This is a genomic window from Bacillus sp. LK2, assembly GCF_001043575.1.
In the GTDB taxonomy this organism is placed as follows: domain Bacteria; phylum Bacillota; class Bacilli; order Bacillales; family Bacillaceae_G; genus Bacillus_A; species Bacillus_A paramycoides.
Window position 1 is genome coordinate 135,416 of record NZ_LDUK01000018.1, and the last position, 24,090, is coordinate 159,505.

The following is a 24,090-nucleotide window of genomic DNA, read 5'->3' on the forward strand; positions in this document are numbered from 1 at the left end:
AAAACCTTCCACAAATGTGGAAGGTTTTTTACTTTTCGATAACGCTCATATTTAAACTATAAGCCTTCTCAATATTTACTTTATATGTCCCATTTCCTGTTTTAACCGTGTTTTTATACCAATGTTCTCGTTCGTTTAATTCTGGATTTTCTTCCGAAGAATTATCTTCTTTTTTCGTTAAGTTTTCTACTTGTTCCCAAGGTGTATTTCCGTGAGTTTCTTTTTGATTTGTTACGGCTGTTAAAGATACATCACTTTCTTTTGCTAAATGAACAGATACATTGGAACTTTCTTGTACAAACCAATTATTTTGTAATTGACCTGGATAAAGAGATAGTTCGTTATTTGAAGCGCGAATTTCCACATTTTTATTTTGCGGGAGTACAAGCGTTGGTTTCACCTGTGTTGCGGAGTTAAATAACGTATGCTGAACTGGTAATGATTTTAATGTTACGTACATCGTTTCTCCAGCCGTTTGAACTGAAAGAAAATCCTCTTGTTTTAAATTGAGTTTTTCATTTGCTTTCGTCGTCATTTCATATGTTCCAAGAAGATGAACTTGATTCGTGTTGCTACCTTCTATCGTTAGAGGATGGTTACCCGCATCTACTACAATTTTTGTAATAGATTCAGGCATACTAAGTTGCTCGGTAGGAATAGTACCAGTTTGTCTCGTTGTATTAATAGAATGACGTATTTCGTCTAGTAATCCAGTGGATAGTAAACAATAAAAAGCAATTCCTACGCTTCCTAAAACACCGATAAAGAAAATACTAAAAATATCATATTTAACAAAGGATTGCTCCTTCTTAGAAAATAGAAGGTAAAGTAAAATTTCAGTGCCAAGTATGATAAGTAAAACAGGCCACCATGCTGTTAGTATATCTAATGCTTGGACGCCTTTTACGACTGAAAATAGTAAAAATAAACCTAATAAAATAATGGAAATCCCCATCGAGATGGTTCCAACACGCCATGTCCTCATTCTTTTGTCCCACCTTTGTTTTCTTTATTTCCAAGTAACAATTTAAAGCCGCCACCAATTAAGAGGAGCGCAACGATAGATGTTTGAAAATAGCGATAATACAGTTCGCTAAGATGAATATTAAATATAGTTGCAAAATAATCGTCCAAAATAGGAAGGAGTGTTTGATCTAATAAATAATAACCACCTAATACAATTAAACCAATGCCAATCCATCTTTGATGATTTATAAAATAATCGATGATAGGTTCGTCATGTATGCCTTCTTTTCCGTATTTTGCTGTTTGCTGTAATGTGTCAAAAAAGCTATAAAACCAAATGATCGGTACTAAAAATAAGAAGGCAGAAAGTCTTAATAAATCGAGTAAATATATAGAAAGTAAAAAGGCTGCCATAAGCTGAAGACCGCGGCGTTGTAAGCCTAAATACATATGTCCTGCTCCAGGGAACATTGCTAAAATAGAAGCGAATGTTTTACTTTTCTTGCCTAGTTCTCGATGTTCTTCAAAATCTTCGAAAATAGTACGATCATCTAGTTGCTCACCGCGTTCTTTTTTCTGTAGTTGCTGAACAACGTCAAAGAAGTTATAAATCCATAAAACAGGTAGCGTAATAAGGAAAATAAGGAAACCTTCTTGATGAGTTAGTAATGTAACAAATACAATCATGCTACCTAGGCCTGTGCATGCAACTAAAAATGTAAGACCACGCTGCATAAGTCCTAACTGAAAATGTCCAAGTCCAGGGATGATTGATAGGAGAATGATATAAAATCTTTCACTTTCTTTAGTAGTTTCTAGATTTTGTTCTGCATCTTGTTTTTGTGATTGATTTATAAGAGTAATGACTAAGTCAATTAAATTGATTGTCCATAAAGCTGTAAATAAAAATAGGAGAAGAAAAATAATTTTATGATCTCCGTAGAGAACTGTAATACCTGCTGTAGCAATAAATAGTAATAAAGATCCTCCGCTATATAAAATAAAACGTCCAATCTTCTTTAAATATAAATGTCCAAGCCCAGGAATTAGCCCTAATACAAGTGCTAAAAAGGGATTTTTATTCATGCTTTAAACCTCCGTCCTTTTTGGATGTGTGCACTGTTTTGTTTACAATTTGTTGTGAGATAGAAGTTCCATTTTCTTTAGAAGATTTCTCGAAATTAGATGTCGCTGTGAAAATATAATGGAATAAACCACTTACCATAAAAATGATTGTAGCCGCAGTCGCAATTATGTAATGAATGATCGTGCGCTTTAGCTGGTTTGATTTCATATTTTCATTAGGCTGTAACGTTTCAAAATTAATTTGCGCCATAACTTCGTTTGTAAATGAATCATCATTTATCATTGGAAGGTTTTCATGTTGTTCATCAATACTTTCCATATAAAGTGCTAAACAATGATCACATTCATAAAGGTGTTCTTCCATAGATTCACGTTCATTGCTTGCTATAAGATCTAGCGTATAATTGCTCCAATCTTCTTTTGCATAATGCGTCATAGAAACTCTTCCTCCTTCCAATGTTTTTTAATCCATTTTCTTGCCCTATACAGTTTCATTTCGACGTTCTTTACTTCGAGGTTTTCTTGTAAAGCAATTTCTTGATAGCTTTTTTCTTCTAAATAATGTGCGAGAACAACATCACGGTAATTTTCGGGTAGTTCTCTCAGTTTTTGAGCAATCAGTAATTTTTGCTCTTTCGTCAATAATAAAGCCTCAATATTATGAGAGGATTTTATATTTTCTTCAGTTTCTTTACATAAGGAGAGTTCTTCGTTTTCTCTAGCTTTTTTCCTCTTATAATCAATAGCGTGATTGGTGGCAATACGTGCCATCCACGTTTTTAAACCGCGAAATTGATAATTAGGGAGAGAGGCGTGAATTTTTACGAATACTTCTTGTGTCACATCTTTGGCATCTTCTTCATGTCTTAAAATAGAAAATATAACTTGGAAAATATAATGACGATACGTTTGTACAAGGATACGAAAAGCATGCTCACTTCCTTGTTGTGCTTTTTCAATTAATTGTCTTTCCTCAATCGTTCTCTCCCTCCTTTTTGACGCATTCTATTATATAGACGTCAGAAATGATAAGTCACCCTACACATGTTGTAAAAAAAGAATAATATATTTTTAGAGAAGGGGCTATATGAAAAAGGTGTGAAAAAATGGTAAGCAGAAGTATATAATGAGCAAGTAGGTAATGATACGAGGAGAAAGGATGTGAATGTTAGTAGGGGGAGGTCCATACTAGCAAACATGAAAATTAAAATATTAATAGCGGATGATAATTCATTTATAAGAGAAGGTATGAAGATTATTTTAAATACATACGAAGAGTTCGAGGTATTAGAAACTGTAAATGATGGAAAAGAGGCTGTAGCGTATTGTAAAAAGCATGAAGTTGATATTGTGCTTTTAGATGTTCGTATGCCAAACATGAATGGGGTAGAGGCGACGAAGTTAATTTGTGAAGAGACAAAAACGAAACCTCTTATTTTAACGACGTTTGATGATGATGAATATATTTTGGACGCAGTGAAAAACGGAGCGAAAGGTTATTTATTAAAGAATAACGATCCGGAGCGTATTCGTGATGCAATAAAAGGAGTATATAACGGCCAAACTGTTATGCAAGATGTGGTGCTTGATAAAATTAAGAGTAATTTACTAGAAAATAAAGAAACAGAGTCTAAAATAGATAAGAGCCTTTTCACAGAAAGAGAGCTTAGTATTATCGCATTAATTGCAAAAGGATTTTCTAATAAAGAAATTTCGAAGCAACTTTTCATATCAGAAGGAACGATTGCAAATTATATTACATCTATTTTAGGGAAAACTGGACTTGAACATCGCACACAAATTGCGATTTATTACTTAACAGGGAAAGTAGATTAATGATATGGAATTTTGGTTAACTGTAAGTAAACTTATTGTCTTTTTATATATAGTGTTCAGCTATATTCATTTAAATGTTACGAACTTACCGTGGATTATACTTACTTTGCTTACATATCTTTCTATAAATGTAATGATTTCTATATTAAAAAAAGATACGTACAATAAGGCTTTAATCTGTGTGTCAATTGGCGTAGTCATGTTATTTACATGGAAGGTTCATCCGTTTTTTATTTTGTTTTTACCTTTGAACTTATATGAAATTGTAAATTATTATATAGAAAAGAAATGGTTAATCTTTTTCATTATGACCCTTCCTATTATTTTTATAGGTGAAGGTATTCAAATGACGTATGGACTTATTAGTACATTTTGTTTTTTTTCCTTAATGATAGCTCACCACTATATAGCGCGATTATTAAAACTCGAAATGCAAAATGATAAAATGAGAAAAGACATACAAAGACTTACGAAAAGTTTAAATGAAAATAAAGATTACATAAGGCAATCAGAATACACATTTAAGTTAGAGGAGAGAAATCGATTATCTCAAGAGATTCATGATAAAATTGGTCACTCGATGACGGGTGCACTTATTCAAATGGAAGCAGCGAAGCGATTAATGGAAATAGATAAAGTGAAATCTGCTGAGTTATTACAAAATGCAATTCATATTTCGAAAGACGGCATTGAAAGCATTCGGATTACATTAAAAAATATGAAGCCACCAACAGAGCAAATTGGCATTCATCGTATGAAATTATTCATAGAGGAATTTGCCGGTAAGCATGATATAAACATTCCTTTCGTATATAAAGGGAATTTAGATATGATTTCTCCAATTCAGTGGAAAATTATCGGTGAAAATGTTACGGAGGCGTTAACAAATGCGATGAAATACGCTGATGCGACAGTCATCTCAATAGATATTAGTGTGCTGAACAAGATGATCAAGGTTCAGGTAAAGGATAACGGAAAAGGTGCAGCTCTCGTTAAAAAAGGTCTCGGTATTATGGGGATGGAGGAGCGAACAGCGTCTGTAAACGGGAAAATTATTGCTGATGGGACAAGTGGTTTTTCAGTAACGATGTTGTTGCCGATATAAGGGAATGGGACGAGGATGAATCATCTCATATGAAAAAAGTGAATAATCTCATGTGAAAAGAATGAACTTCTGCACTGAGCAGGTTCATTCTTTTTGTTTATAATAACAGCAGAGAAACCGAAATAGGGGTGAAATGATGAATACATTGGAAATTAAAAATTTAACGAAAAAATTTGGTGATTTCATCGCGGTAGATAATATGTCTTTATCTATTAAAGAAGGAGAAATATTTGGATTTTTAGGATCGAATGGTGCTGGTAAGAGTACAACGATAAATATGATTGCTGGGCTGTTAAGAAGTAATGAAGGTGAAATCAGCATACTAGGAAAAAATATAAAGAAACATAATCGATTTGCCAAAATGAACATCGGTATCGTTCCACAAGATATTGCGATTTATGAAGAGTTAACTGCCTATGAAAATGTGAAATTCTTTGCTGGATTGTATGGACTAAGAGGAGCTGAGCTAAAAGCGAGAGTAGAGGAAGCACTTCAATTTGTGGGGCTTAGTGATAAACATAAAAGTTACCCCAAAAACTTTTCTGGCGGGATGAAACGAAGACTGAATATCGCTTGTGCAATCGCACATAGACCGAAGTTAATTATTATGGATGAACCGACAGTTGGAATTGATCCGCAGTCAAGAAACTATATCCTTCAGTCTGTTCGAAAATTAAATGAAATGGGAAGCACAATTATTTATACGAGCCACTACATGGAAGAAGTAGAAGAGATTTGTACGAAAATAGCAATTGTGGATCACGGTAAAGTGATTGCAGAAGGAACGAAAGAACAGTTAAAAGCGATTATTACCGATACGAAAGACATTTGGATTGAAGTGAAGTCAGTAGAAAATTTAGATGTAGAAAAGTTAAAAGAGATAAACGGTGTGAAAGCTGTTCAAATTGAAGAGAACGTAATCAAGGTAAACTCGGATGCAGGATTGAATAATTTAAATAAAATTATTCAACACTTTATTAATCATGACGTTGAAATCCGCTCGTTAGAGGAGCAGGCTCCGAATTTAGAAACAGTATTCCTGACATTGACAGGAAGAAACTTACGAGATAAATAAAGTGATTGTAAGAATAGAAAAGGGAGGTTCATCGATTGAACATCTTCAATATTGCAGTTATGCACATTAAAAGAGATTTCAGGGACGTAAGAACTTTAGTTTTTATGTTAGCATTTCCGATTGTGCTTATGCTTGTATTAGGAACAGCGTTAAGTAACGCATTTGATAGCGATAGTCATCCGATTAAAGATATACAAGTGCTTTATAAAGATGAAGCGAGTAGCACGTTTTCTCAAGCATTTGAAGCATTTACGAAAGAGGTCGATAAATCGGGTGTCCATTTCAAAAAAGCTTCTGAAGGTATAGATGGGAAAGAAGAAGTGAAGCAAAATAAATATGCTGCATATGTAGAGTTGAATAAAGATGGTACGAAATTTTACGGAAGCAATAGAAGTAGTATTGAGGGAAGTATTGTTGAAGGAATGCTTACGACATTTGTTGATAAGTACAATGTAGCGGCTGAAGTTGCAAAAGTAGATCCAAGTAAGGTTAGCGCAGTTATTTCAAACGGAAATCATAATGATTATATTAAAGAAACATCTTTACAAGCTGCTAAAAAACCTGGTTCTATGGATTACTTTGCGGTTGTAATGACGACAATGATTGCACTGTATGCTGCAATGGGGGCGAGCTTTTTAATTCGAGGAGAACGCATACGTAAAACAGGAGATCGATTAATTGCAGCACCTATAAGTAAAGCTGAAATTTTCGTTGGGAAAGTGCTCGGTAGTCTTGTAGCAAATGCACTTTGTCTATTACTCGTCGTTTTATTTAGTAAATTTGTTTTTCAAGCAAATTGGGGCGATCATCTTGGAATCATATTTCTTATTTTACTAACAGAAGTCTTTCTAGCAATTAGCTTCGGTTTAGGAATCGGATATATTACAAAAACGGGTGAGGCATCTAGAGCAATTATTATGGTTGTTGTGCAATTAGCTTCTATTTTTGGCGGTGCTTATTTCGTAGTGGAAGAAAATGTCGTTACGAATTTATCGCCATTAACGTGGGCCAACACAGCCATTATGAAAATTATTTATGCAAATGACATAGGGGCGGCGCTACCGGTAATATCTTTAAACCTCGGAATTTCAGCAATCTTTTTATTAATTGCGATTATTGCATTACGTAGACGGGAGGGGCTATAGTATGAAAGATATTTTATGGCTCATACAAAAAACGTTATCTGTACTTCTGAAAAATAAAAAAAGTTTACTCATTATTATTAGCTTGCCGATAATAGGAACGCTTATCTCCTTTTCGATATATGGAAATGTAGGGCAAGGAACGTTAAATATCGGGGTTATAAATAAAGAAAATCAGCCTATCGCAAATGATACAGTGAAATTTTTAGAAGGGCTCAATCATGTAAATGTTAGTAAAATTAAGGAATCTGAAGTGGAAGATAAACTCACTTCAAAAAAACTTGATGGTGTTATTACATTACAGTCTGGTTTTTCCGAAAGTGTTCGAGCAGGGAAACCGAGTCATATTGAAATTTCATCGATTAAAGGCGATCAAGTAACGGGGTTTATAAAATCATATTTATATAACTATGTTGATAATATCGCTGCGATTAGTAAAGTGGCAGGTACGGATCAAAGTACGTTTGATAATATGTATGCAGGGTATCAAAAAAGTTCATTTAAAGTAAAGTCTGAGACACTTGAAGATACTTCGAAAAATAAGGATATGACAAATCAAACGGTTGGTTATCTTATCATGTTTATGCTATTTTCAGCGGTGAACTTATCAGGATTTATTTTGAAAGAAAAAGAGAACAGAACGTATTTTAGATTATTATCGACACCGATAGATGGAAAGAAATTTATATTATCTAATGTCGCGGTGAATATGATTATATTAACAGTGCAAATTGTAATTGCAGTATTATTTATGACGAACGTTTTTCATACGAATATAAATATGCCTTTCACAGTTATGATTGGTGTACTCATGATATTTGCTTTAATCGCAATTGGTTTATCATTAGTCATTGTGTCTTTTTCAAAAAGTTCAACTGCTTCAAATGCGTTGCAAAATGTTGTTATTGTACCGACATGTTTACTAGCGGGATGTTATTTCCCATATGATATCATGCCGAAAACAGTACAAAAAATAGCTGATTTTTTACCGCAACGCTGGCTAATGGACACGATTTCGAAATTGCAGCAAGGCATTCCGTTTTCAGAGTTGTATTTAAATATTTTAATCTTATTCGCCTTTGCGATAGCATTCTTCTTAATTGCGATTTATAAGTTTGGAAGAAATAATGATGCGAGGAATTTTGTTTAATATGAAAAGGTGTGGCTTAATGCCACACCTTTTTTGTAGTTATAATTTAAAGTATCTTTTGTAATATAGGAATACTTTTGTAGAGAACTTCATTATGTGAAGCATGCACAATATATTTATTACCCTCTAGAAGAAAAACGCTATGTAAAACAGTGTTGCCATCACCATGCTTTGTAAGTATATCACCAACGACTTTTCCGTCTGCCCATTTCAGCTTGGAATGTGAAGGGACGACTTGTAAATATTGAATTGTTTCCTCTTCATCTCCTGCAATGAGTGTAGTTTCAATATTTCTTTTCTGTATAATAAATCTATTTTCATTTAACGTATCGAGGAAAGGGTTTTTCGTTTGCATCTTACTATAAGGAAGAAATGTAATAAAAGAACCGGATCTTATAAATAAATAATTTCCGTAATCTTTACAAGGAATAACATCTTGTAATCCTGGAAAGTAACGGTGTATCGCTGCAACTTTATTCATTTTGTGTAATGTGCTTAAGTAGTGAATGTATTGTTCCATATAAAAATGAACGATATTTATTTTAGAAGAGGCATGGACAGGGAGGCTACCTCCAGTCCAATAACTATAATTAGGCGGAGATCCAGCGCTTGGTGTACAAAGTATAATAAGTTGCTCCACATCATTTTCATATTCTTCACTTTGAATGTAAGAACGTGCAAGAAGTCCACCCATACTATGACAAACTAGATTTAGTTTATCGCACCCTGTAAATTTTTTAACATAAGCAATCGTTTTTAATAAATATTTTTGAGTAGAAAAAACAATACGCTGCCGCCAGTCATAAAAACAGATAAACAGGTTTTTATTTCGTTCATAGCCCATACTTTCTAACATCATGATGAATGGTTCGTAAACAAATGCAGAAAGTCCAAAGCTCCAATTACCAGTACCGGGAATAATAACATTACTCATTGAACCGAAAAGACCGGGTATAAAAATAATAGGAGTTTTACTTATTTTCATATTCTGCTGCTCCTTTAACTTTTTAACATCCCCCAAAAGAATACATTTTGTATGAAAATGTATTTTAATGAAACACTACGGATTAGAAAGTAATTTGAGCGGAAGGAAATTAAAATGATAAAAAAGATATTGCGAGTTGCTTCTATTATTATTGGTATATTCGTTTTTGTTTTAATTGGGATGCATATTGACGTAACGCTCGGACGGAAAATGGAAGCTGGGAAAAATATGCCGACAGAGTATACGCCTCATTATAGTGACTTTCAATTATATGTTGAAGGGAAATCATTATATGAGCAGCTATTTGAAGATATTAAAAAAGCAAAAAGCTCCATCTACACTTATTTTTTCATTTTGTCAGATGATAAAAGTAGCCATACTTTTTTAAAGTTATTGAAAGAGAAGGCGAAAGAAGGAGTAACTGTATATTTATCAGTGGATTTAATTAATGATTTGTCATTCGAAAGAAAGATGAAAAATGAATTACAGGAAAGCGGTGTTCATTTTACATATAGTAGAAAACCTGAATTGCCATTCGGATTTTATTCCCTTCATCATCGTAATCATCGTCGTATTACGACGATTGATGGAGAAATTGGTTATACGGGTGGTTTTAATATAGGGGATGAGTACTTAGGGAAAGATAAGCGATTTGGATATTGGCGTGATTACCATGTTCGGATAAGAGGAGAAGGAGCTAAAGATTTAGAAGAGCAGTTTTCTTTAGATTGGAAACGAGACACGAAAGAAGATATAAAACGAAGTACGAATAAGGCTAGTAAGGGGAACACATTACATACTATGGCTAGTTACAATGGGCATCACGTCGCTGAAAAATATATAGAGTTAATAAAACAAGCGAAGCATTCGATTGTAATTGCAACGCCGTATTTTATAGCGAAAAATAAAGAGTTAATGAATGCTTTAATTAGGGCGCAAAAACGTGGTGTTACAGTAAAAATCCTTTGGTCATATAAACCAGATATTCCTCTTATTAAAGAGGCGGCATATCCTTACATACGTCAAGTTGTTAAACATGGAATTACTGTATATGGCTATAAAAAAGGGATGTTCCATGGGAAGTTAATGCTTATTGATAATGAATTAACCGTTATCGGTACAACAAACTTTACTGCACGTAGCTTCTATATAAATGATGAGGTGAACTTGTATATTCATGGTGGTCCTATCGTAGCGCAAGCAAATGGGGTGTTAACACAAGACTTCCAAGATTCGAAAGAGATGACAAAAACATTTTTTGATAACTTATCTTTCTGGGAGCGTTGTAAGGAGAAAGTGGCGGGTTTGGTTGATTTTTATTTATGATAATTAAGGAAGAAAGGGTGTCTATAAAGGACACCCTTTTTTTGATGGAAATAGTTATTTTTCATGTACAAGCTTAGTAACATCATCATTAATCAACGTCCCCACATGTTCGCCTAAACATATTTTCTTCATAACCCCAGGCTCATCAAAGTTAAAGACATGTGCTGGCAATTTATAATCCCGAGCAAGTAATAAAGCCGCTTGGTCCATTACTTGTATGTTCTGCCTAACAACATCATTATAGTTTAGTTTTCGATACATTTTTGCGAATTTATTATGTTTTGGATCACTTGTAAAGACCCCGTCTACGCCTTGTTTTGCGACTAAAATGGCGTCACTATTCATTTCAATGGCTCTTTGTACACTTGGATAATCTGTCGTAACGAACGGTTGCCCGTTACCACCACCGAAAATGACGATATAGCCGTTATCTAAATGATGTACTGCGCGTAGGCGAATATAAGGTTCAGCTACTGCGTTAAAAGGGATGGAAGTCATAACGCGCACTTCTCTATCAGTTTTACTTGTTAAAACGCCGCGAAGCATTAAGCTGTTAATTATTGTACCTAACGTCCCGATATTATCAGCTTCTACACGATCAATTCCCCATTCTTCTGCTAGATGACCTCTGAAAATGTTACCGCCGCCAATGACGATAGAGACTTCGATACCTAAATCAACAATGGATAAAATTTCGTTTGCAATATGTTCTAACCGTTTGGAGTTAAAGCTATTTCCAGATTGATCAGCAAGTGCACCACCGCTTAATTTAATTAAGACACGTTTATATGGCTTCATAACAATTCCCCCTATATAAATGACAATAAAAAAGGAACAAAGGCGAATGCCCTTGTTCCTTACTAAGAAAATGAAAAAGAAAAGAAGAAGATAGGATGAATTTCTGTACACAATTTTTCATAATATCCACTCCTTTTCAGTTCGATTTGTTGTAAGTATATATCTTTTTGATTATACGAAACAATCTGATTACTTATCAAGTATATTTTATCGTTTTTTAACAAAATGGTGTCAATGAAAAATAGAAGAAAAATATTTGAATTTTTTGTGACAAACTTGTAGGTTTTTGTATGATTTTGTAGGTTCGCTTATATCATGTGTGAGTAAGCTTTTATAAATACAAATTGAAAGCGTTCGCATGAAGGGGATGAACATAAATGAAAAAATTCGGATTGGCAACACAAATTTTTGTCGCGCTTGTTTTAGGGATTGTAGTAGGGGCAATCTTTTATGGCAATAAAACGGCGATTTCTTATATTACACCAATTGGGGATATATTTATTCATTTAATTAAAATGATTGTAGTACCAATTGTTATTTCAGCATTAATTGTTGCGGTAGCTGGTGTAGGAGATATGAAGAAGCTTGGGAAACTGGGTGGTAAGACAATTCTTTATTTCGAAATCATTACGACGATTGCTATTTTAATGGGATTACTTGCAGCGAATATATTCCAACCAGGTACTGGCGTTGATATGAATAATTTACAGCAAAGTGATATTTCTTCTTATAAACAAACAGCAGATGCTACAGAGAAGAAAGGTTTTGCTGAAACGATTGTTCATATTGTACCGAAAAATATATTTGAATCTATTGCGCAGGGTGACTTATTACCGATTATATTCTTCTCAGTATTATTCGGTTTAGGAGTTGCGGCAATTGGAGAAAAAGGAAAGCCTGTTTTTAACTTTTTTGAAGGTGTGCTCGAAGCGATGTTTTGGGTTACAAATCAAGTTATGAAATTTGCACCATTTGGTGTATTCGCATTAATTGCTGTTACGGTTGCGAAATTTGGTGTGGCCACACTACTTCCTTTAGGAAAACTAGTGCTAGCTGTATACGTAACTGTTATACTATTCGTTGTGATTGTATTAGGTATCAATGCACGAATGGTAGGAGTAAACATTTTTACATTAATGAAAATTTTAAAAGAAGAACTTATTCTTTCATTTACGACAGCAAGTTCAGAAGCTGTTTTACCTAATATAATGAGAAAGATGGAAGAGTTCGGTTGTCCAAAGGCAGTTGCCTCTTTCGTAATTCCGACAGGTTATACATTTAACTTGACTGGATCAGCTATTTATCAAGCGTTAGCGGCATTGTTTGTTGCACAAATGTATGGTGTACACATGTCACTGACGGAGCAAATAACGTTATTATTCGTTCTCATGTTAACATCCAAAGGTATGGCGGGAGTTCCAGGTGCATCGTTCGTTGTTGTATTAGCAACGTTAGGATCAATGGGCTTACCGTTAGAAGGTATCGCATTAATTGCGGGAATTGACCGTATTTTAGATATGATTCGCTCAGCTGTCAATGTATTAGGAAATGCATTAGCTGCCATTGTTATGTCGAAGTGGGAAGGCGAATTCGATAATGAGAAAGCAAAACAATATGTAGAAGCAGTCAAACAAACAGAAGCAGCATAAGAAATCGTTAAGGAGTGAATAATCATGGCAACATTAACTGAAGTTAAAAATGGTGTACGAATTGAAAAAGATTTTCTAGGTGAAAAAGAAGTACCAATGTATGCATATTATGGTGTACAGACTATGCGTGCAGTAGAAAACTTCCCAATTACAGGATACAAAATTCATGAAGGCTTAATTAAAGCGTTCGCAATTGTAAAAAAAGCAGCAGCACTTGCTAATGCAGATATAGGAAGATTGGAATTGAAAAAGGGTGGTGCTATTGCAGAAGCATCACAAGAAATTCTTGATGGGAAATGGCATGATCATTTCATCGTTGATCCAATCCAAGGCGGTGCAGGTACTTCAATGAACATGAACGCAAATGAAGTCATTGCCAATCGTGCCCTTGAATTATTAGGAATGGAAAAGGGAGACTATCATTATATTAGTCCAAATAGTCATGTAAATATGGCGCAATCAACAAACGATGCATTCCCAACAGCGATTCATATTGCAACATTAAATGCATTAGAAGGCTTATTACAAACGATGGGTTATATGCATGATGTATTTGAATTAAAAGCAGAACAGTTCGATCATGTTATTAAAATGGGTCGTACACATTTACAAGATGCTGTGCCAATTCGTCTTGGACAAGAATTTAAAGCATACTCTCGCGTACTTGAACGTGATATGAAACGAATTCAGCAATCACGTCAACATTTATATGAAGTAAATATGGGAGCAACTGCAGTTGGTACAGGCTTAAATGCAGATCCAGAGTATATTGAAGCAGTTGTAAAACATTTAGCCACAATTAGTGAATTACCACTTGTTGGTGCTGAAGATTTAGTAGATGCAACGCAAAATACTGATGCGTACACTGAAGTATCTGCAGCATTAAAAGTATGTATGATGAACATGTCTAAAATTGCGAACGACCTTCGACTAATGGCATCAGGTCCACGTGTTGGATTAGCAGAAATTATGCTGCCAGCTCGTCAACCAGGTTCATCTATTATGCCAGGTAAAGTAAACCCTGTTATGCCGGAAGTAATTAATCAAATTGCGTTCCAAGTAATTGGTAACGACCATACAATTTGCCTTGCTTCAGAAGCAGGACAATTAGAACTAAATGTTATGGAACCAGTACTTGTTTTCAACTTACTTCAATCTATTAGCATTATGAATAACGGTTTCCGTGCCTTTACAGATAATTGCTTAAAAGGAATTGAAGCGAATGAAGATCGCTTAAAAGAGTATGTTGAGAAGAGTGTAGGAATTATTACAGCCGTGAACCCTCATATCGGTTATGAAGCAGCAGCTCGCGTTGCGAAAGAAGCAATCGCAACAGGTCAATCCGTTCGAGAACTATGTGTGAAAAATGGTGTATTGTCACAAGAAGATTTAGAATTAATACTAGATCCATTCGAAATGACACATCCAGGGATTGCAGGAGCAACTCTTTTAAAGAAAAATTAAAAGAAGAGGGGGGACAATCCCCTCTTTTTTGTTTACAATATAGAAATGCTATATATGAATAGAGGTAGGGATGTTATGAGTAAGTTTACAGTGGCTTCTAATGGTTCATTAGAAACGACATTAAGAGGAGTAGAAGTATTAGCAACACCACTTTTAAATAAAGGGGTAGCTTTCACACAAGAAGAAAGAGAAGAATTAGGCTTAAAAGGGTTATTACCGCCAGCGGTTTTAACGTTAGAAGAACAAGCACGCCGTGCATATGAACAATTTTGTTCTCAGCCGGATGATTTATTAAAGAATGTATACTTAACTGCGTTACATGATCGAAATGAAGTATTATTTTATCGTATACTAACAGATCATTTACGTGAAATGTTACCAATTGTATATACACCTACTGTTGGTGTAGCAATTCAAAGATATAGTCATGAATATCGTAAACCGCGCGGGGTTTATTTATCAGTTAACGATCCTTCAGGTATTGAAGAAGCGTTCGCAAATATCGGTGCAACAGCTGAAAATATTGACTTAGTCGTTGTAACAGATGGAGAAGGCATATTAGGAATTGGTGACTGGGGTGTTGGTGGTATTAACATTGCAATCGGAAAGTTAGCTGTTTATACGGCTGCAGTTGGAATCGATCCTAGTCGCGTATTACCGGTAATTTTAGATGTAGGTACAAACCGCGAAGATCTATTAAACAATCCATTTTATATTGGAAATCGCCACCCTCGTGTAACTGGTGAAGCTTACGATGAATTTATTGATACATTTGTACAAGCTGTAGGTAATAAGTTCCCGAAAGCACTTTTACATTGGGAAGATTTCAGTTCTCGTAATGCACGAAAAATTTTAGATAAATACCGTCATGACGTATGTACGTTTAATGATGATATTCAAGGCACAGGTGCAGTTTCACTTGCTGCAGTATTATCAGCAGTGAAAGCTTCTGGTGTACCTTTAAATGAACATCGTGTCGTTGTGTTTGGTGCTGGTACGGCTGGAATCGGTATCGCAGATCAAGTAAGAGATGCGATGGTTCGCGTAGGATTATCAGAGCAAGAAGCGCATGAACGTTTCTGGTGTATTGACCGTAACGGGTTAATTACAGATAATATGGAAGATCTTCTTGATTTCCAAATTCCGTATGCTCGCAAAGTAGCTGAAGTGAATGAGTGGAAGCAAAGTGATGCTATCGGACTTGCTGAAGTTGTGAAACATGTAAAACCGACAATTTTAATCGGTACATCAACTGTTGCTGGTGCATTCAAAGAGGAGATTATTAAAGAAATGGCTTCTCATGTAGAAAGACCAATTATATTACCAATGTCGAATCCAACGCCACTTGCTGAAGCGAAACCAGTAGATTTAATCGAGTGGACAGAAGGAAGAGCGTTAGTTGCAACAGGAAGTCCATTTGAACCAGTTACATACAATGGTGTAACGTATGTTATTGGACAATCAAATAACGCACTTATTTTCCCAGGGCTTGGTCTTGGAACAATTGTTGTTCGTGCAAGCGTAATGACAGACGGTATGTTTGCGGCGGCAGCAGAAGCAGTTGCAAGTATGGTAGATACAAGTAAGCCAGGTGCGCCTATCTTGCCAGAAGTTGAAGAGTTACGTAATATTTCTGAAATGGTTGCAATTGAAGTAGCGAAAGTTGCAGTTGCAGAAGGTGTTGCCAGGGAGAACTTAAGTGATAACGATATTAAGATAGCAGTAAAAGAATCAATGTGGAAGCCTGAGTATCGTCAAATAAAAGCGGTAGAAAAGGTTAGAATATAGAGAAAAAGCCCGTTTATAATAATAAGCGGGCTTTCCTTGTTCATTTTTGAAAAAATACATAGGAAGTGGCCCTTTTGAATTGGAATCAATTATGGAAGAAAGATATGTCTCTTTTAATTATTTTAATGGTAGTTGTTCCGATTGCTGGAGAGCTGAATTTTCATCCTTTCAACGATACGTTTCGTGTTAGCTTCGGGACACCGCTTTTCTTCTTTTTATTACTATTTTTAAGAAGAATACCAGCAGCAGTTGCAGGTATTCTTGTCGGCGTATTTGTAGTATTATTTCGCGTATGCCTGGACTGGATATTACAAGGGTCATTTCATATGACAGAATCATTTTATTTGCGCTATCCCGTGTTCTTTTATTATTTTATTTATGGAAGCCTATTTTCGCTTTGTAGGGTGAACAAATTCCATCAAAGGCCAATTATTATAGGTTGCCTCGGTATTACAATTGAAATTATTGCAAGTATGTCAGAACTTGCGTTTTATCACATGTTAGTGCTTGGCACAACAATAACAGTTTCTGAAGTGAATAAACTAATCATTATTGCTATTTTTCGTAGTTTCTTTGCGCTTGGTTTTTTAAATATGATGAATTTGTATGAAACAAAATTAAAAGAATCACAAGTGCGAAAAGAAAATGAGAAAATGTTGATGCACCTTTCTAATTTATATGTGGAATCTGTTCATTTGAAAAAAACGTTACAAAATGCGGAGTTAATTACACAAGAAGCGTATCAATTATATCGTAATTTACAAGCGAACGATGATTCGAGTAGTAAAACAGCATTGAAAATAGCGGGGGAAGTACACGAAATAAAAAAGGATAATCAAAGGATTTTTGCAGGGCTATCTAAATTGTTATTAGATAAAAATGTGGCTGAGTATGTAGAAGGTCATGAGCTTGCGGAAATGATTGTGAGAATAAATGAGAAGTACGCTGAAATGTTAGAAAAAGATATACGTTTTTCCAAACATATAGAAGGTGAGCATGCAGAATATCATGTGTATACGGTCTTATCAATTTTTAATAACTTAGTTGCAAATGCAGTTGAAGCAATTGAGGGTAGTGGTGTCATTATTATTAAGTTATATAAACTTGATAAACGTATATTTTTTGAAGTAATTGACGATGGACCTGGTATTGCGCAAAAATATAAGAAACTAGTATTTAAGCCGGGGTTTACTTCAAAGTATGATCAAACGGGAACACCGTCAACAGGAATTGGTCTTTCCTACATAAACGAAATGGTAACAGAACTCGGAGGAGAAGTAAGATTAGAAGATCGAGAAATTGGCGAAGGGTGTAAGTTTGTAGTTTGTTTACCGGAGTGCAGTTTAAAGCGGGAAGGGGAATAAAGTTGTTCTATTATATCGTAGATGATGATGAAGTTTTCCGCTCTATGCTTTCACAAATTATTGAAGATGGTGATCTTGGGGAAGTGATTGGAGAATCGGAAGACGGAGCTTTTATTGAAGCAGATCAACTAAATTTTAAAAAAGTAGATATTTTATTTATTGATTTATTAATGCCAATGCGAGATGGGATTGAAACAGTTCGCCATATTGCATCTTCTTTTTCAGGGAAAATCATTATGATTTCTCAAGTTGAATCGAAGCAGCTTATAGGTGAGGCGTATACGCTTGGTGTTGAATATTATATTACAAAACCACTAAATAAAATTGAAGTTGTATCTGTTGTACAGAAAGTGATGGAACGTATTCGTTTAGAGCGTTCTATATATGATATTCAAAAATCATTGAATAACGTTTTCAAATGGGAACAGCCGCAAATTCGAAATGAGCCAATGCAAGAAGGGAAAAGAATAGCAGATCCAGGACGCTATTTATTATCAGAACTCGGTATTGCGGGAGAGAATGGAAGTAAAGATTTACTTAGTATGCTGGAATATTTATATGGAAAGGAAAAGGCACAAACATTTGAATTTGGATTTCCTGCGCTAAAAGATATCTTTCACCATATAACGATAAGAAAGTTAGAGAATATAGCTTCAGATGCAGATATAGATAAAGAGAGAAAAGCATCTGAACAAAGGGTACGAAGAGCGATTTATCAATCGTTAAACCATTTAGCTTCTCTTGGACTAACAGACTTTTCGAATCCGAAATTTGAAAGCTATGCGCCGAAATTTTTTGATTTCACTGTAATTAGAAAACGGATGACAGAAATGACGAAAGATGAAGTATCAACTTCTGGGCATATACGTATTAATACGAAGAAATTTATTCAAGTGTTGTATTTTGAGGCGAAACGGTTGATGGAGATAGAGTGAAAAAAGGTGCTTATAAATAAGCATCTTTTTTTGTTAAATCCGTATTTTATATTTTTGCGCATAGCATGTAAAATGTTAGTTAAGAGAAACTGGTTTTAAATTAAGGAAGTGTCAAAACAATGAGTTTTACATTAAACAAATCGATTATTAAAGAAGTATGCGGAGAGACCTCATATAAAAGAGGCGAAGCTTATTATAAATCAAATAAAGTGATAGTAAATTATTATGATGAAAATAAAGAAATTTGCGAAGCGACGGTAAAAGGGAACGAAGATTTTCATGTCACAGTAGAAAAAGCTAAAAAGGGTGATGTTGTTGCGAAATGTAGTTGTCCTTCATTAGCCTCTTTTCAAACGTACTGTCAACATGTTGCGGCTGTATTGTTATATATGAACTATAATCAGAAAACAGGTGGAAAGTTGCCCATTAGTAGCGAAAACATGAGCGGAAATGATCAATTAACGAGCGGTATGTTTCAGTTATTTGCAGAAAAACCATTAAGACCAAAAAGTAAACAACACCGTTTTGATACACGTGAAATACTTCATGTTGAATTTATATGTACACCAGTAGTTACGAAAAATGGTGGGGCACTTCTAGGGATTCAGTTGAAGCTTGCCAAAACGTATTTTGTAAATCATATTAGAGAATTTCTTTCCAAAGTGGAGAAAAGAGAGTCCTATAATTGTTTGAATGAATTTACATATACACCGGATGTACATAGCTTCAGGCAAGAAACCGATGCGATTATTCAGCAGCTCATTAAAATTTATCACAACGAAAAAATGTATGAGGATACGCTGGAAGTACATGCAAAACAAGATGATAGTATGATTTTAATACCGCCAGCGTCTTGGTCAGATATGCTTTCTTTACTTTCTAAAGTTGAGTTTGTGAGACTTAATCAAGATGGACAACCTTTTCATGGTTTACATATTTCAAAAGGACTACTTCCTTTACATTTTGAGTTTAATAAAGGGAGTAACGGTGGATTTACACTGTATATTGATGGCTTGCAACAAGTGGAAGTAATGGATACATACAGTTATGCTCTATTCGAAGGGAAACTGTATCGGTTGAACATGGAGGATTGCAAGCGGCTTATCGAATTACAAAAAATGATGAAGCGTTCTAGTAGTAATCAATTGTATATTCCGGCTGATAAGATGGAGCACTTTGTAGCAAAAGTTGTTCCGGGTTTAATGAAGCTTGGAACTGTACGAATAGATGAGATAATATCAGATCGTGTTGAAACGCCCGCACTAAAAGCGAAATTATATTTAGATCGAGTGAAAAATCGTTTGTTAGCGGGTTTGGAATTTCATTACGGAAATGTTGTTATAAACCCGTTAGAAGAAGAGGGACAGCCGTCTGTTTTTAATCGTGATGAGAAAAAGGAAAACGAGATTTTAGAAATGATGAATGATAGCGCCTTTGCAAAGACTGAAGGCGGTTATTTTATGCATAACGAAGAAGCTGAGTATAACTTCTTATATCACGTCGTTCCAACGTTAAAAGGTTTACTTGATATTTATGCGACGACAGCAATCAAATTACGAATTCATAAAGGAGACACAGCTCCTCTTATAAGAGTTAGAAGGAAAGAGAGAATTGATTGGTTATCATTCCGTTTTGATATAAAAGGTATTCCAGAGGCAGAAATTAAAGGTGTATTAGTTGCTCTTGAGGAGAAACGAAAATATTATCGCTTAGCAAGTGGTTCTCTATTATCACTGGAGAGTAAAGAATTTAATGACATTAATCAGTTTATAAAAGAATCGAGTATTCGAAAAGAATTTTTAAAGGGTGAAGAAATAGATGTCCCTCTTATTCGTAGTGTAAAATGGATGAATTCACTGCAAGAAGGAAATGTTTTAAGTTTAGATGAATCTGTTCAAGAATTGGTAGAGAACATTCAAAACCCTAAAAAGTTAAAATTTATGGTGCCAAGTGGTTTAAGTACGATAATGAGAGAGTATCAAACATATGGATTCGAGTGGATGAAAACACTTGCTTATTATCGTTTTGGAGGTATTTTAGCAGACGATATGGGACTAGGGAAAACGTTGCAAAGCATTGCTTTTATAGATTCTGTTTTGCCTGAAATTCGAGAAAAGAAACTGCCTATATTAGTTGTTTCTCCGTCTTCCCTCGTTTATAACTGGCTTAGCGAGTTGAAAAAATTCGTTCCACATATTAGAGCTGTTATTGCAGATGGAAACCAAGTAGAGCGCCGAAAACTTTTAAAAGATGTATCGAAATTTGATGTAGTGATTACGTCATATCCTTTACTGAGAAGGGATATAAGGTTATATGCGCAGCCATTTCATACGCTATTTCTTGATGAAGCACAAGCATTTAAAAATCATACAACGCAAACTGCGAAGGCAGTAAAAACGATTCAGGCGGAGTACCGTTTTGGATTAACGGGAACACCTGTAGAGAATTCATTAGAAGAGCTATGGTCCATCTTCCACGTCGTCTTCCCAGAATTATTACCGGGGAGAAAAGAGTTCGGTGATTTAAGACGTGAAGATATAGCGAAGCGCGTAAAACCATTCGTGTTAAGAAGGTTAAAGGAAGATGTATTACAGGAGCTACCAGAAAAAATTGAGCACTTACAATCATCAGAACTATTACCGGATCAGAAGAAGCTTTATGCGGCTTATTTAGCGAAGTTAAGAGAAGAAACGTTAAAACATTTAGATAAAGATACGTTACGTAAAAATAAAATTAGAATTTTAGCTGGTTTAACGAGGTTAAGACAAATTTGTAATCATCCTGCATTGTTTGTTGATGATTACAAAGGAAGTTCAGCTAAGTTTGAACAACTTCTAGAAATTTTGGAGGAGTGCAGAAGTACAGGGAAGAGAATTCTTATCTTTTCTCAATTTACGAAGATGCTTTCGATAATCGGGCGAGAATTAAACCGTAAAGCTATTCCATACTTTTATTTAGACGGAAGTACACCAGCGCAAGAACGTGTAGAGCTATGCAATCGGTTTAACGAAGGAGAAGGAGATCTATTTCTCATTTCTTTAAAAGCTGGTGGTACGGGTCTTAACTTAACTGGTGCAGATACGGTCATATTATACGATTTATGGTGGAATCCAGCTGTTGAACAACAAGCAGCAGATAGAGCGTATCGAATGGGACAAAAAAATACGGTGCAAGTTATTAAGTTAGTAGCCCACGGAACAATTGAGGAAAAGATGCATGAACTTCAAGAGAGTAAGAAAAATTTAATCGCTGAAGTGATTGAGCCAGGAGAAGAGAAATTATCCTCTATAACTGAGGAAGAAATTCGGGATATACTTATGATTTAAAATGAAAAAAGCTATGCTTTCAAATTTATGAGAGCATAGCTTTTTTGTTGTAATAATTATATTTTGTTTTGTACAAAGTAAAGAAATCAAATGCTATTTAGATTACTTCTTTGTGCCTTTACTTTTGTATGGTTTTGCAGCTTTCTTTTTCTTTGCACTAGATTGCCAACGGTTCCATCCTTTACTTCCTGTACCTTGTCCTACACCTTTTTTTGGTTTCGCTTTCGTTTTACTCATATGATCACTCCGTTATATAAAAAATCTTATTTGATAATAGCCAATGTTTTAGAAAAATACTCTCGATAAATGACTATGTTTGTTTTAAGTAAAAACAAACTGCTTGAATGCTATAGTATATCATGAAATTGCGAGTAAACTGAAAGGAATTATAAAGAAAATGAAAATAATAAGAAATACTGCGGATTCTATATTTCGAACGATTACATTAATTGTTGTGTATATGCTAGTTTCAGTTAGTGAGACGTTTTTTGGGGTGTCAAGGCAAAAGAAGTAAAGAGGCTATATTGGAAACAATCAATCAAGCCGTAAAATAAAGAATTGAAAAATATATTAAAACTTTTTGTTGACTTTCTCTGTTTTTTGTATAGAATAATCATTAATAAAATGTTTCAGAGATGTGACAACAAACGACTATGAAAGGACGAGTAGTAGTAGGATGTAGTTTAAGCGAGTCAGGGACGGTGTGAGCCTGATACGAAGCCTATTATGAAGAACCTCCTGGAGTCGCTAACCGAAATCCTTTATAGGAAAGTAGACTTAGCCGGGAACTTCGCCGTTACAAGAAGAACAGTATCGAGATTTTTAATCTCCGTACTGTATAAGTGAGCAACCTCTGTTGCTAATTTGGGTGGTACCGCGGAACCAAAGCCTTTCGTCCCAGTTTTTTGGGAAAGAAGGGCTTTTTTTGTTGGCTTTTTTCCACAACATCCAAACATTTTAGGAGGAAACCACCATGTATCAATCATTAATGACAGTAAGAGAGACTCAAATCGCAATTAAGGAAGTTAAAACATTTTTCGAGGATCAATTAGCAAAACGCCTTGAACTATTCCGCGTATCTGCACCATTATTCGTAACGAAAAAGTCAGGTTTAAACGATCACCTAAACGGTGTAGAACGTCCAATTGAATTTGATATGTTACATTCAGGAGAAGAATTAGAAATTGTTCATTCACTAGCGAAGTGGAAAAGATTCGCATTACATGAATACGGATATGAAGCTGGTGAGGGTTTATATACAAACATGAACGCAATTCGTCGTGATGAAGAGCTTGATGCAACGCATTCTATTTACGTTGACCAATGGGATTGGGAAAAAATCGTTCAAAAAGAATGGCGTACTGTAGATTACTTACAAAAAACAGTACAAACAATTTATGGAATATTCAAAGATTTAGAAGATCACTTGTTTGAAAAGTATCCGTTCCTTGGAAAGTATTTACCAGAAGAAATTGTTTTCGTTACTTCTCAAGAACTAGAAGATAAATATCCAGAATTAACACCGAAAGATCGTGAACATGCAATTGCGAAAGAACACGGTGCAGTCTTTATTATTGGAATTGGTGATGTACTTCGTTCAGGTGAAAGACATGATGGACGCGCAGCTGATTATGACGATTGGAAGTTAAACGGTGACATTTTATTCTGGCACCCAGTACTACAAGCTTCATTCGAATTATCATCAATGGGAATTCGCGTTGATAGTAAATCACTTGACGAACAGTTAACGAAAACGGGTGAAGACTTCAAACGAGATTACGATTTCCACAAAGGAATTTTAGAAGACGTACTACCATTAACAATCGGTGGTGGTATCGGCCAATCAAGAATGTGCATGTACTTCTTACGTAAAGCACACATCGGTGAAGTTCAATCTTCTGTATGGCCTGACGATTTACGTGAAGCTTGTAAAAAAGAAAACATTCATCTGTTTTAATATAAAGTGAAACTTTAATCAGTGGGGGCATCCCACGCTGATTATTAATTGAACCAATCGGGCTTTTACGGGCAGTTGATCTTCCACCTAACTTCTTTGTTTTACAGCCGAATGTTGAGGTGGGAGTCTTACTGCCCG

20 protein-coding genes and 1 other annotated feature are annotated in these 24,090 nt (G+C 35.0%); of the genes, 13 read left to right on the plus strand and 7 right to left on the minus strand.

The annotated features are described in order from the left end of the window. Positions 1–28: 28 nt before the first annotated feature. The 4 genes from exsE to VK90_RS13460 are packed head-to-tail and all read right to left on the minus strand — an operon-like array spanning position 29 to position 3,030. Positions 29–985 (minus strand): exosporium protein ExsE, encoded by a 957-nt coding sequence (exsE, locus tag VK90_RS13445; protein ID WP_048373423.1) that lies wholly within the window; start codon positions 983–985, stop codon positions 29–31. Continuing rightward, positions 982–2,052 (minus strand): hypothetical protein, encoded by a 1,071-nt coding sequence (locus VK90_RS13450; RefSeq protein WP_048373425.1) that lies wholly within the window; start codon positions 2,050–2,052, stop codon positions 982–984. The genes exsE and VK90_RS13450 overlap by 4 nt, the downstream gene beginning before the upstream one ends. After that, entirely contained in the window at positions 2,045–2,488 is a 444-nt protein-coding gene (locus VK90_RS13455; RefSeq protein ID WP_048373427.1) for a hypothetical protein, read from the minus strand. The genes VK90_RS13450 and VK90_RS13455 overlap by 8 nt, the downstream gene beginning before the upstream one ends. After that, positions 2,485–3,030 carry an RNA polymerase sigma factor gene (locus VK90_RS13460; protein ID WP_308197272.1) on the minus strand — a complete coding sequence of 182 codons (546 nt, stop codon included), beginning with the start codon at positions 3,028–3,030 and terminating at the stop codon, positions 2,485–2,487. The genes VK90_RS13455 and VK90_RS13460 overlap by 4 nt, the downstream gene beginning before the upstream one ends. Positions 3,031–3,249: 219 nt before the next feature. On the opposite strand from VK90_RS13460, the gene VK90_RS13465 reads away from it, so the two are divergent. From VK90_RS13465 to VK90_RS13485, 5 genes are all read left to right on the plus strand, one after another. Next, a complete protein-coding gene (locus VK90_RS13465) occupies positions 3,250–3,888 on the plus strand; it encodes a response regulator transcription factor (RefSeq protein WP_025148965.1) in 639 nt (212 codons plus the stop codon). A 4-nt stretch (positions 3,889–3,892) separates the two neighbouring features. Continuing rightward, complete coding sequence (locus tag VK90_RS13470; protein ID WP_048373429.1) at positions 3,893–4,993, plus strand: sensor histidine kinase; 1,101 nt, start codon at positions 3,893–3,895, stop codon at positions 4,991–4,993. Positions 4,994–5,129: 136 nt separating this feature from the next. Then, positions 5,130–6,068, plus strand: coding sequence for an ABC transporter ATP-binding protein (locus VK90_RS13475; RefSeq protein ID WP_048373431.1), 939 nt, complete (start codon positions 5,130–5,132; stop codon positions 6,066–6,068). A 35-nt stretch (positions 6,069–6,103) separates the two neighbouring features. Next, on the plus strand, positions 6,104–7,213 hold the full coding sequence (locus VK90_RS13480; RefSeq protein WP_048373432.1) for an ABC transporter permease: 1,110 nt from the start codon (positions 6,104–6,106) through the stop codon (positions 7,211–7,213). 1 nt (position 7,214) lies between these two features. Continuing rightward, positions 7,215–8,360, plus strand: coding sequence for an ABC transporter permease (locus VK90_RS13485; RefSeq protein WP_048373434.1), 1,146 nt, complete (start codon positions 7,215–7,217; stop codon positions 8,358–8,360). A gap of 46 nt (positions 8,361–8,406) precedes the next feature. On the opposite strand, the gene VK90_RS13490 is transcribed toward VK90_RS13485, so the two are convergent. Then, positions 8,407–9,345, minus strand: a complete 939-nt coding sequence (locus tag VK90_RS13490) for an esterase/lipase family protein (RefSeq protein WP_048373436.1) — start codon at positions 9,343–9,345, stop codon at positions 8,407–8,409. A gap of 114 nt (positions 9,346–9,459) precedes the next feature. On the opposite strand from VK90_RS13490, the gene cls reads away from it, so the two are divergent. Next, on the plus strand, positions 9,460–10,671 hold the full coding sequence (gene cls / locus VK90_RS13495) for a cardiolipin synthase (RefSeq protein WP_048373438.1): 1,212 nt from the start codon (positions 9,460–9,462) through the stop codon (positions 10,669–10,671). A 54-nt stretch (positions 10,672–10,725) separates the two neighbouring features. Here cls and pyrH read toward each other — a convergent pair whose 3' ends face one another. After that, positions 10,726–11,469 carry a UMP kinase gene (gene pyrH / locus VK90_RS13500; RefSeq protein WP_048373440.1) on the minus strand — a complete coding sequence of 248 codons (744 nt, stop codon included), beginning with the start codon at positions 11,467–11,469 and terminating at the stop codon, positions 10,726–10,728. Positions 11,470–11,846: 377 nt separating this feature from the next. On the opposite strand from pyrH, the gene VK90_RS13505 reads away from it, so the two are divergent. The 6 genes from VK90_RS13505 (at position 11,847) to VK90_RS13530 (ending at position 21,995) form a co-directional block, all read left to right on the plus strand. Next, positions 11,847–13,118 (plus strand): cation:dicarboxylate symporter family transporter, encoded by a 1,272-nt coding sequence (locus VK90_RS13505; protein ID WP_048373442.1) that lies wholly within the window; start codon positions 11,847–11,849, stop codon positions 13,116–13,118. 24 nt (positions 13,119–13,142) lie between these two features. Next, entirely contained in the window at positions 13,143–14,582 is a 1,440-nt protein-coding gene (gene aspA, locus VK90_RS13510) for an aspartate ammonia-lyase (RefSeq protein WP_048373444.1), read from the plus strand. Positions 14,583–14,657: 75 nt separating this feature from the next. Then, positions 14,658–16,370, plus strand: coding sequence for an oxaloacetate-decarboxylating malate dehydrogenase (gene malS / locus VK90_RS13515; protein WP_048373469.1), 1,713 nt, complete (start codon positions 14,658–14,660; stop codon positions 16,368–16,370). 65 nt (positions 16,371–16,435) lie between these two features. After that, entirely contained in the window at positions 16,436–17,734 is a 1,299-nt protein-coding gene (locus tag VK90_RS13520) for an ATP-binding protein (RefSeq protein ID WP_098305984.1), read from the plus strand. A gap of 2 nt (positions 17,735–17,736) precedes the next feature. Then, positions 17,737–18,669 (plus strand): response regulator, encoded by a 933-nt coding sequence (locus VK90_RS13525; RefSeq protein WP_048373448.1) that lies wholly within the window; start codon positions 17,737–17,739, stop codon positions 18,667–18,669. A 119-nt stretch (positions 18,670–18,788) separates the two neighbouring features. Continuing rightward, complete coding sequence (locus VK90_RS13530) at positions 18,789–21,995, plus strand: DEAD/DEAH box helicase (RefSeq protein ID WP_048373450.1); 3,207 nt, start codon at positions 18,789–18,791, stop codon at positions 21,993–21,995. 102 nt (positions 21,996–22,097) lie between these two features. On the opposite strand, the gene VK90_RS27670 is transcribed toward VK90_RS13530, so the two are convergent. Then, complete coding sequence (locus tag VK90_RS27670) at positions 22,098–22,232, minus strand: DUF3934 domain-containing protein (RefSeq protein ID WP_000047591.1); 135 nt, start codon at positions 22,230–22,232, stop codon at positions 22,098–22,100. A gap of 407 nt (positions 22,233–22,639) precedes the next feature. After that, positions 22,640–22,898 (plus strand) — a binding site (T-box leader). Positions 22,899–22,968: 70 nt separating this feature from the next. Between VK90_RS27670 and asnA the strand changes: the two genes are divergently transcribed. Continuing rightward, the gene (asnA, locus tag VK90_RS13540) at positions 22,969–23,952 is read left to right on the plus strand and encodes an aspartate--ammonia ligase (RefSeq protein ID WP_048373452.1); all 984 of its coding nucleotides are present in this window, start codon (positions 22,969–22,971) and stop codon (positions 23,950–23,952) included. Positions 23,953–24,090 lie beyond the last annotated feature (138 nt).

Excerpts from the sequence above, each read along its gene's own strand:
- pyrH (WP_048373440.1), bottom strand. The coding sequence starts at position 11,469 with ATGAAGCCATATAAACGTGTCTTAATTAAATTAAGCGGTGGTGCACTT.
- exsE (WP_048373423.1), bottom strand. The coding sequence starts at position 985 with ATGAGGACATGGCGTGTTGGAACCATCTCGATGGGGATTTCCATTATT.
- VK90_RS13485 (WP_048373434.1), top strand. The coding sequence starts at position 7,215 with ATGAAAGATATTTTATGGCTCATACAAAAAACGTTATCTGTACTTCTG.
- VK90_RS13465 (WP_025148965.1), top strand. The coding sequence starts at position 3,250 with ATGAAAATTAAAATATTAATAGCGGATGATAATTCATTTATAAGAGAA.
- VK90_RS27670 (WP_000047591.1), bottom strand. The coding sequence starts at position 22,232 with ATGAGTAAAACGAAAGCGAAACCAAAAAAAGGTGTAGGACAAGGTACA.
- VK90_RS13470 (WP_048373429.1), top strand. The coding sequence starts at position 3,893 with ATGGAATTTTGGTTAACTGTAAGTAAACTTATTGTCTTTTTATATATA.
- malS (WP_048373469.1), top strand. The coding sequence starts at position 14,658 with ATGAGTAAGTTTACAGTGGCTTCTAATGGTTCATTAGAAACGACATTA.
- VK90_RS13475 (WP_048373431.1), top strand. The coding sequence starts at position 5,130 with ATGAATACATTGGAAATTAAAAATTTAACGAAAAAATTTGGTGATTTC.
- cls (WP_048373438.1), top strand. The coding sequence starts at position 9,460 with ATGATAAAAAAGATATTGCGAGTTGCTTCTATTATTATTGGTATATTC.
- VK90_RS13455 (WP_048373427.1), bottom strand. The coding sequence starts at position 2,488 with ATGACGCATTATGCAAAAGAAGATTGGAGCAATTATACGCTAGATCTT.
- aspA (WP_048373444.1), top strand. The coding sequence starts at position 13,143 with ATGGCAACATTAACTGAAGTTAAAAATGGTGTACGAATTGAAAAAGAT.
- VK90_RS13490 (WP_048373436.1), bottom strand. The coding sequence starts at position 9,345 with ATGAAAATAAGTAAAACTCCTATTATTTTTATACCCGGTCTTTTCGGT.
- VK90_RS13450 (WP_048373425.1), bottom strand. The coding sequence starts at position 2,052 with ATGAATAAAAATCCCTTTTTAGCACTTGTATTAGGGCTAATTCCTGGG.
- VK90_RS13530 (WP_048373450.1), top strand. The coding sequence starts at position 18,789 with ATGAGTTTTACATTAAACAAATCGATTATTAAAGAAGTATGCGGAGAG.
- asnA (WP_048373452.1), top strand. The coding sequence starts at position 22,969 with ATGTATCAATCATTAATGACAGTAAGAGAGACTCAAATCGCAATTAAG.
- VK90_RS13505 (WP_048373442.1), top strand. The coding sequence starts at position 11,847 with ATGAAAAAATTCGGATTGGCAACACAAATTTTTGTCGCGCTTGTTTTA.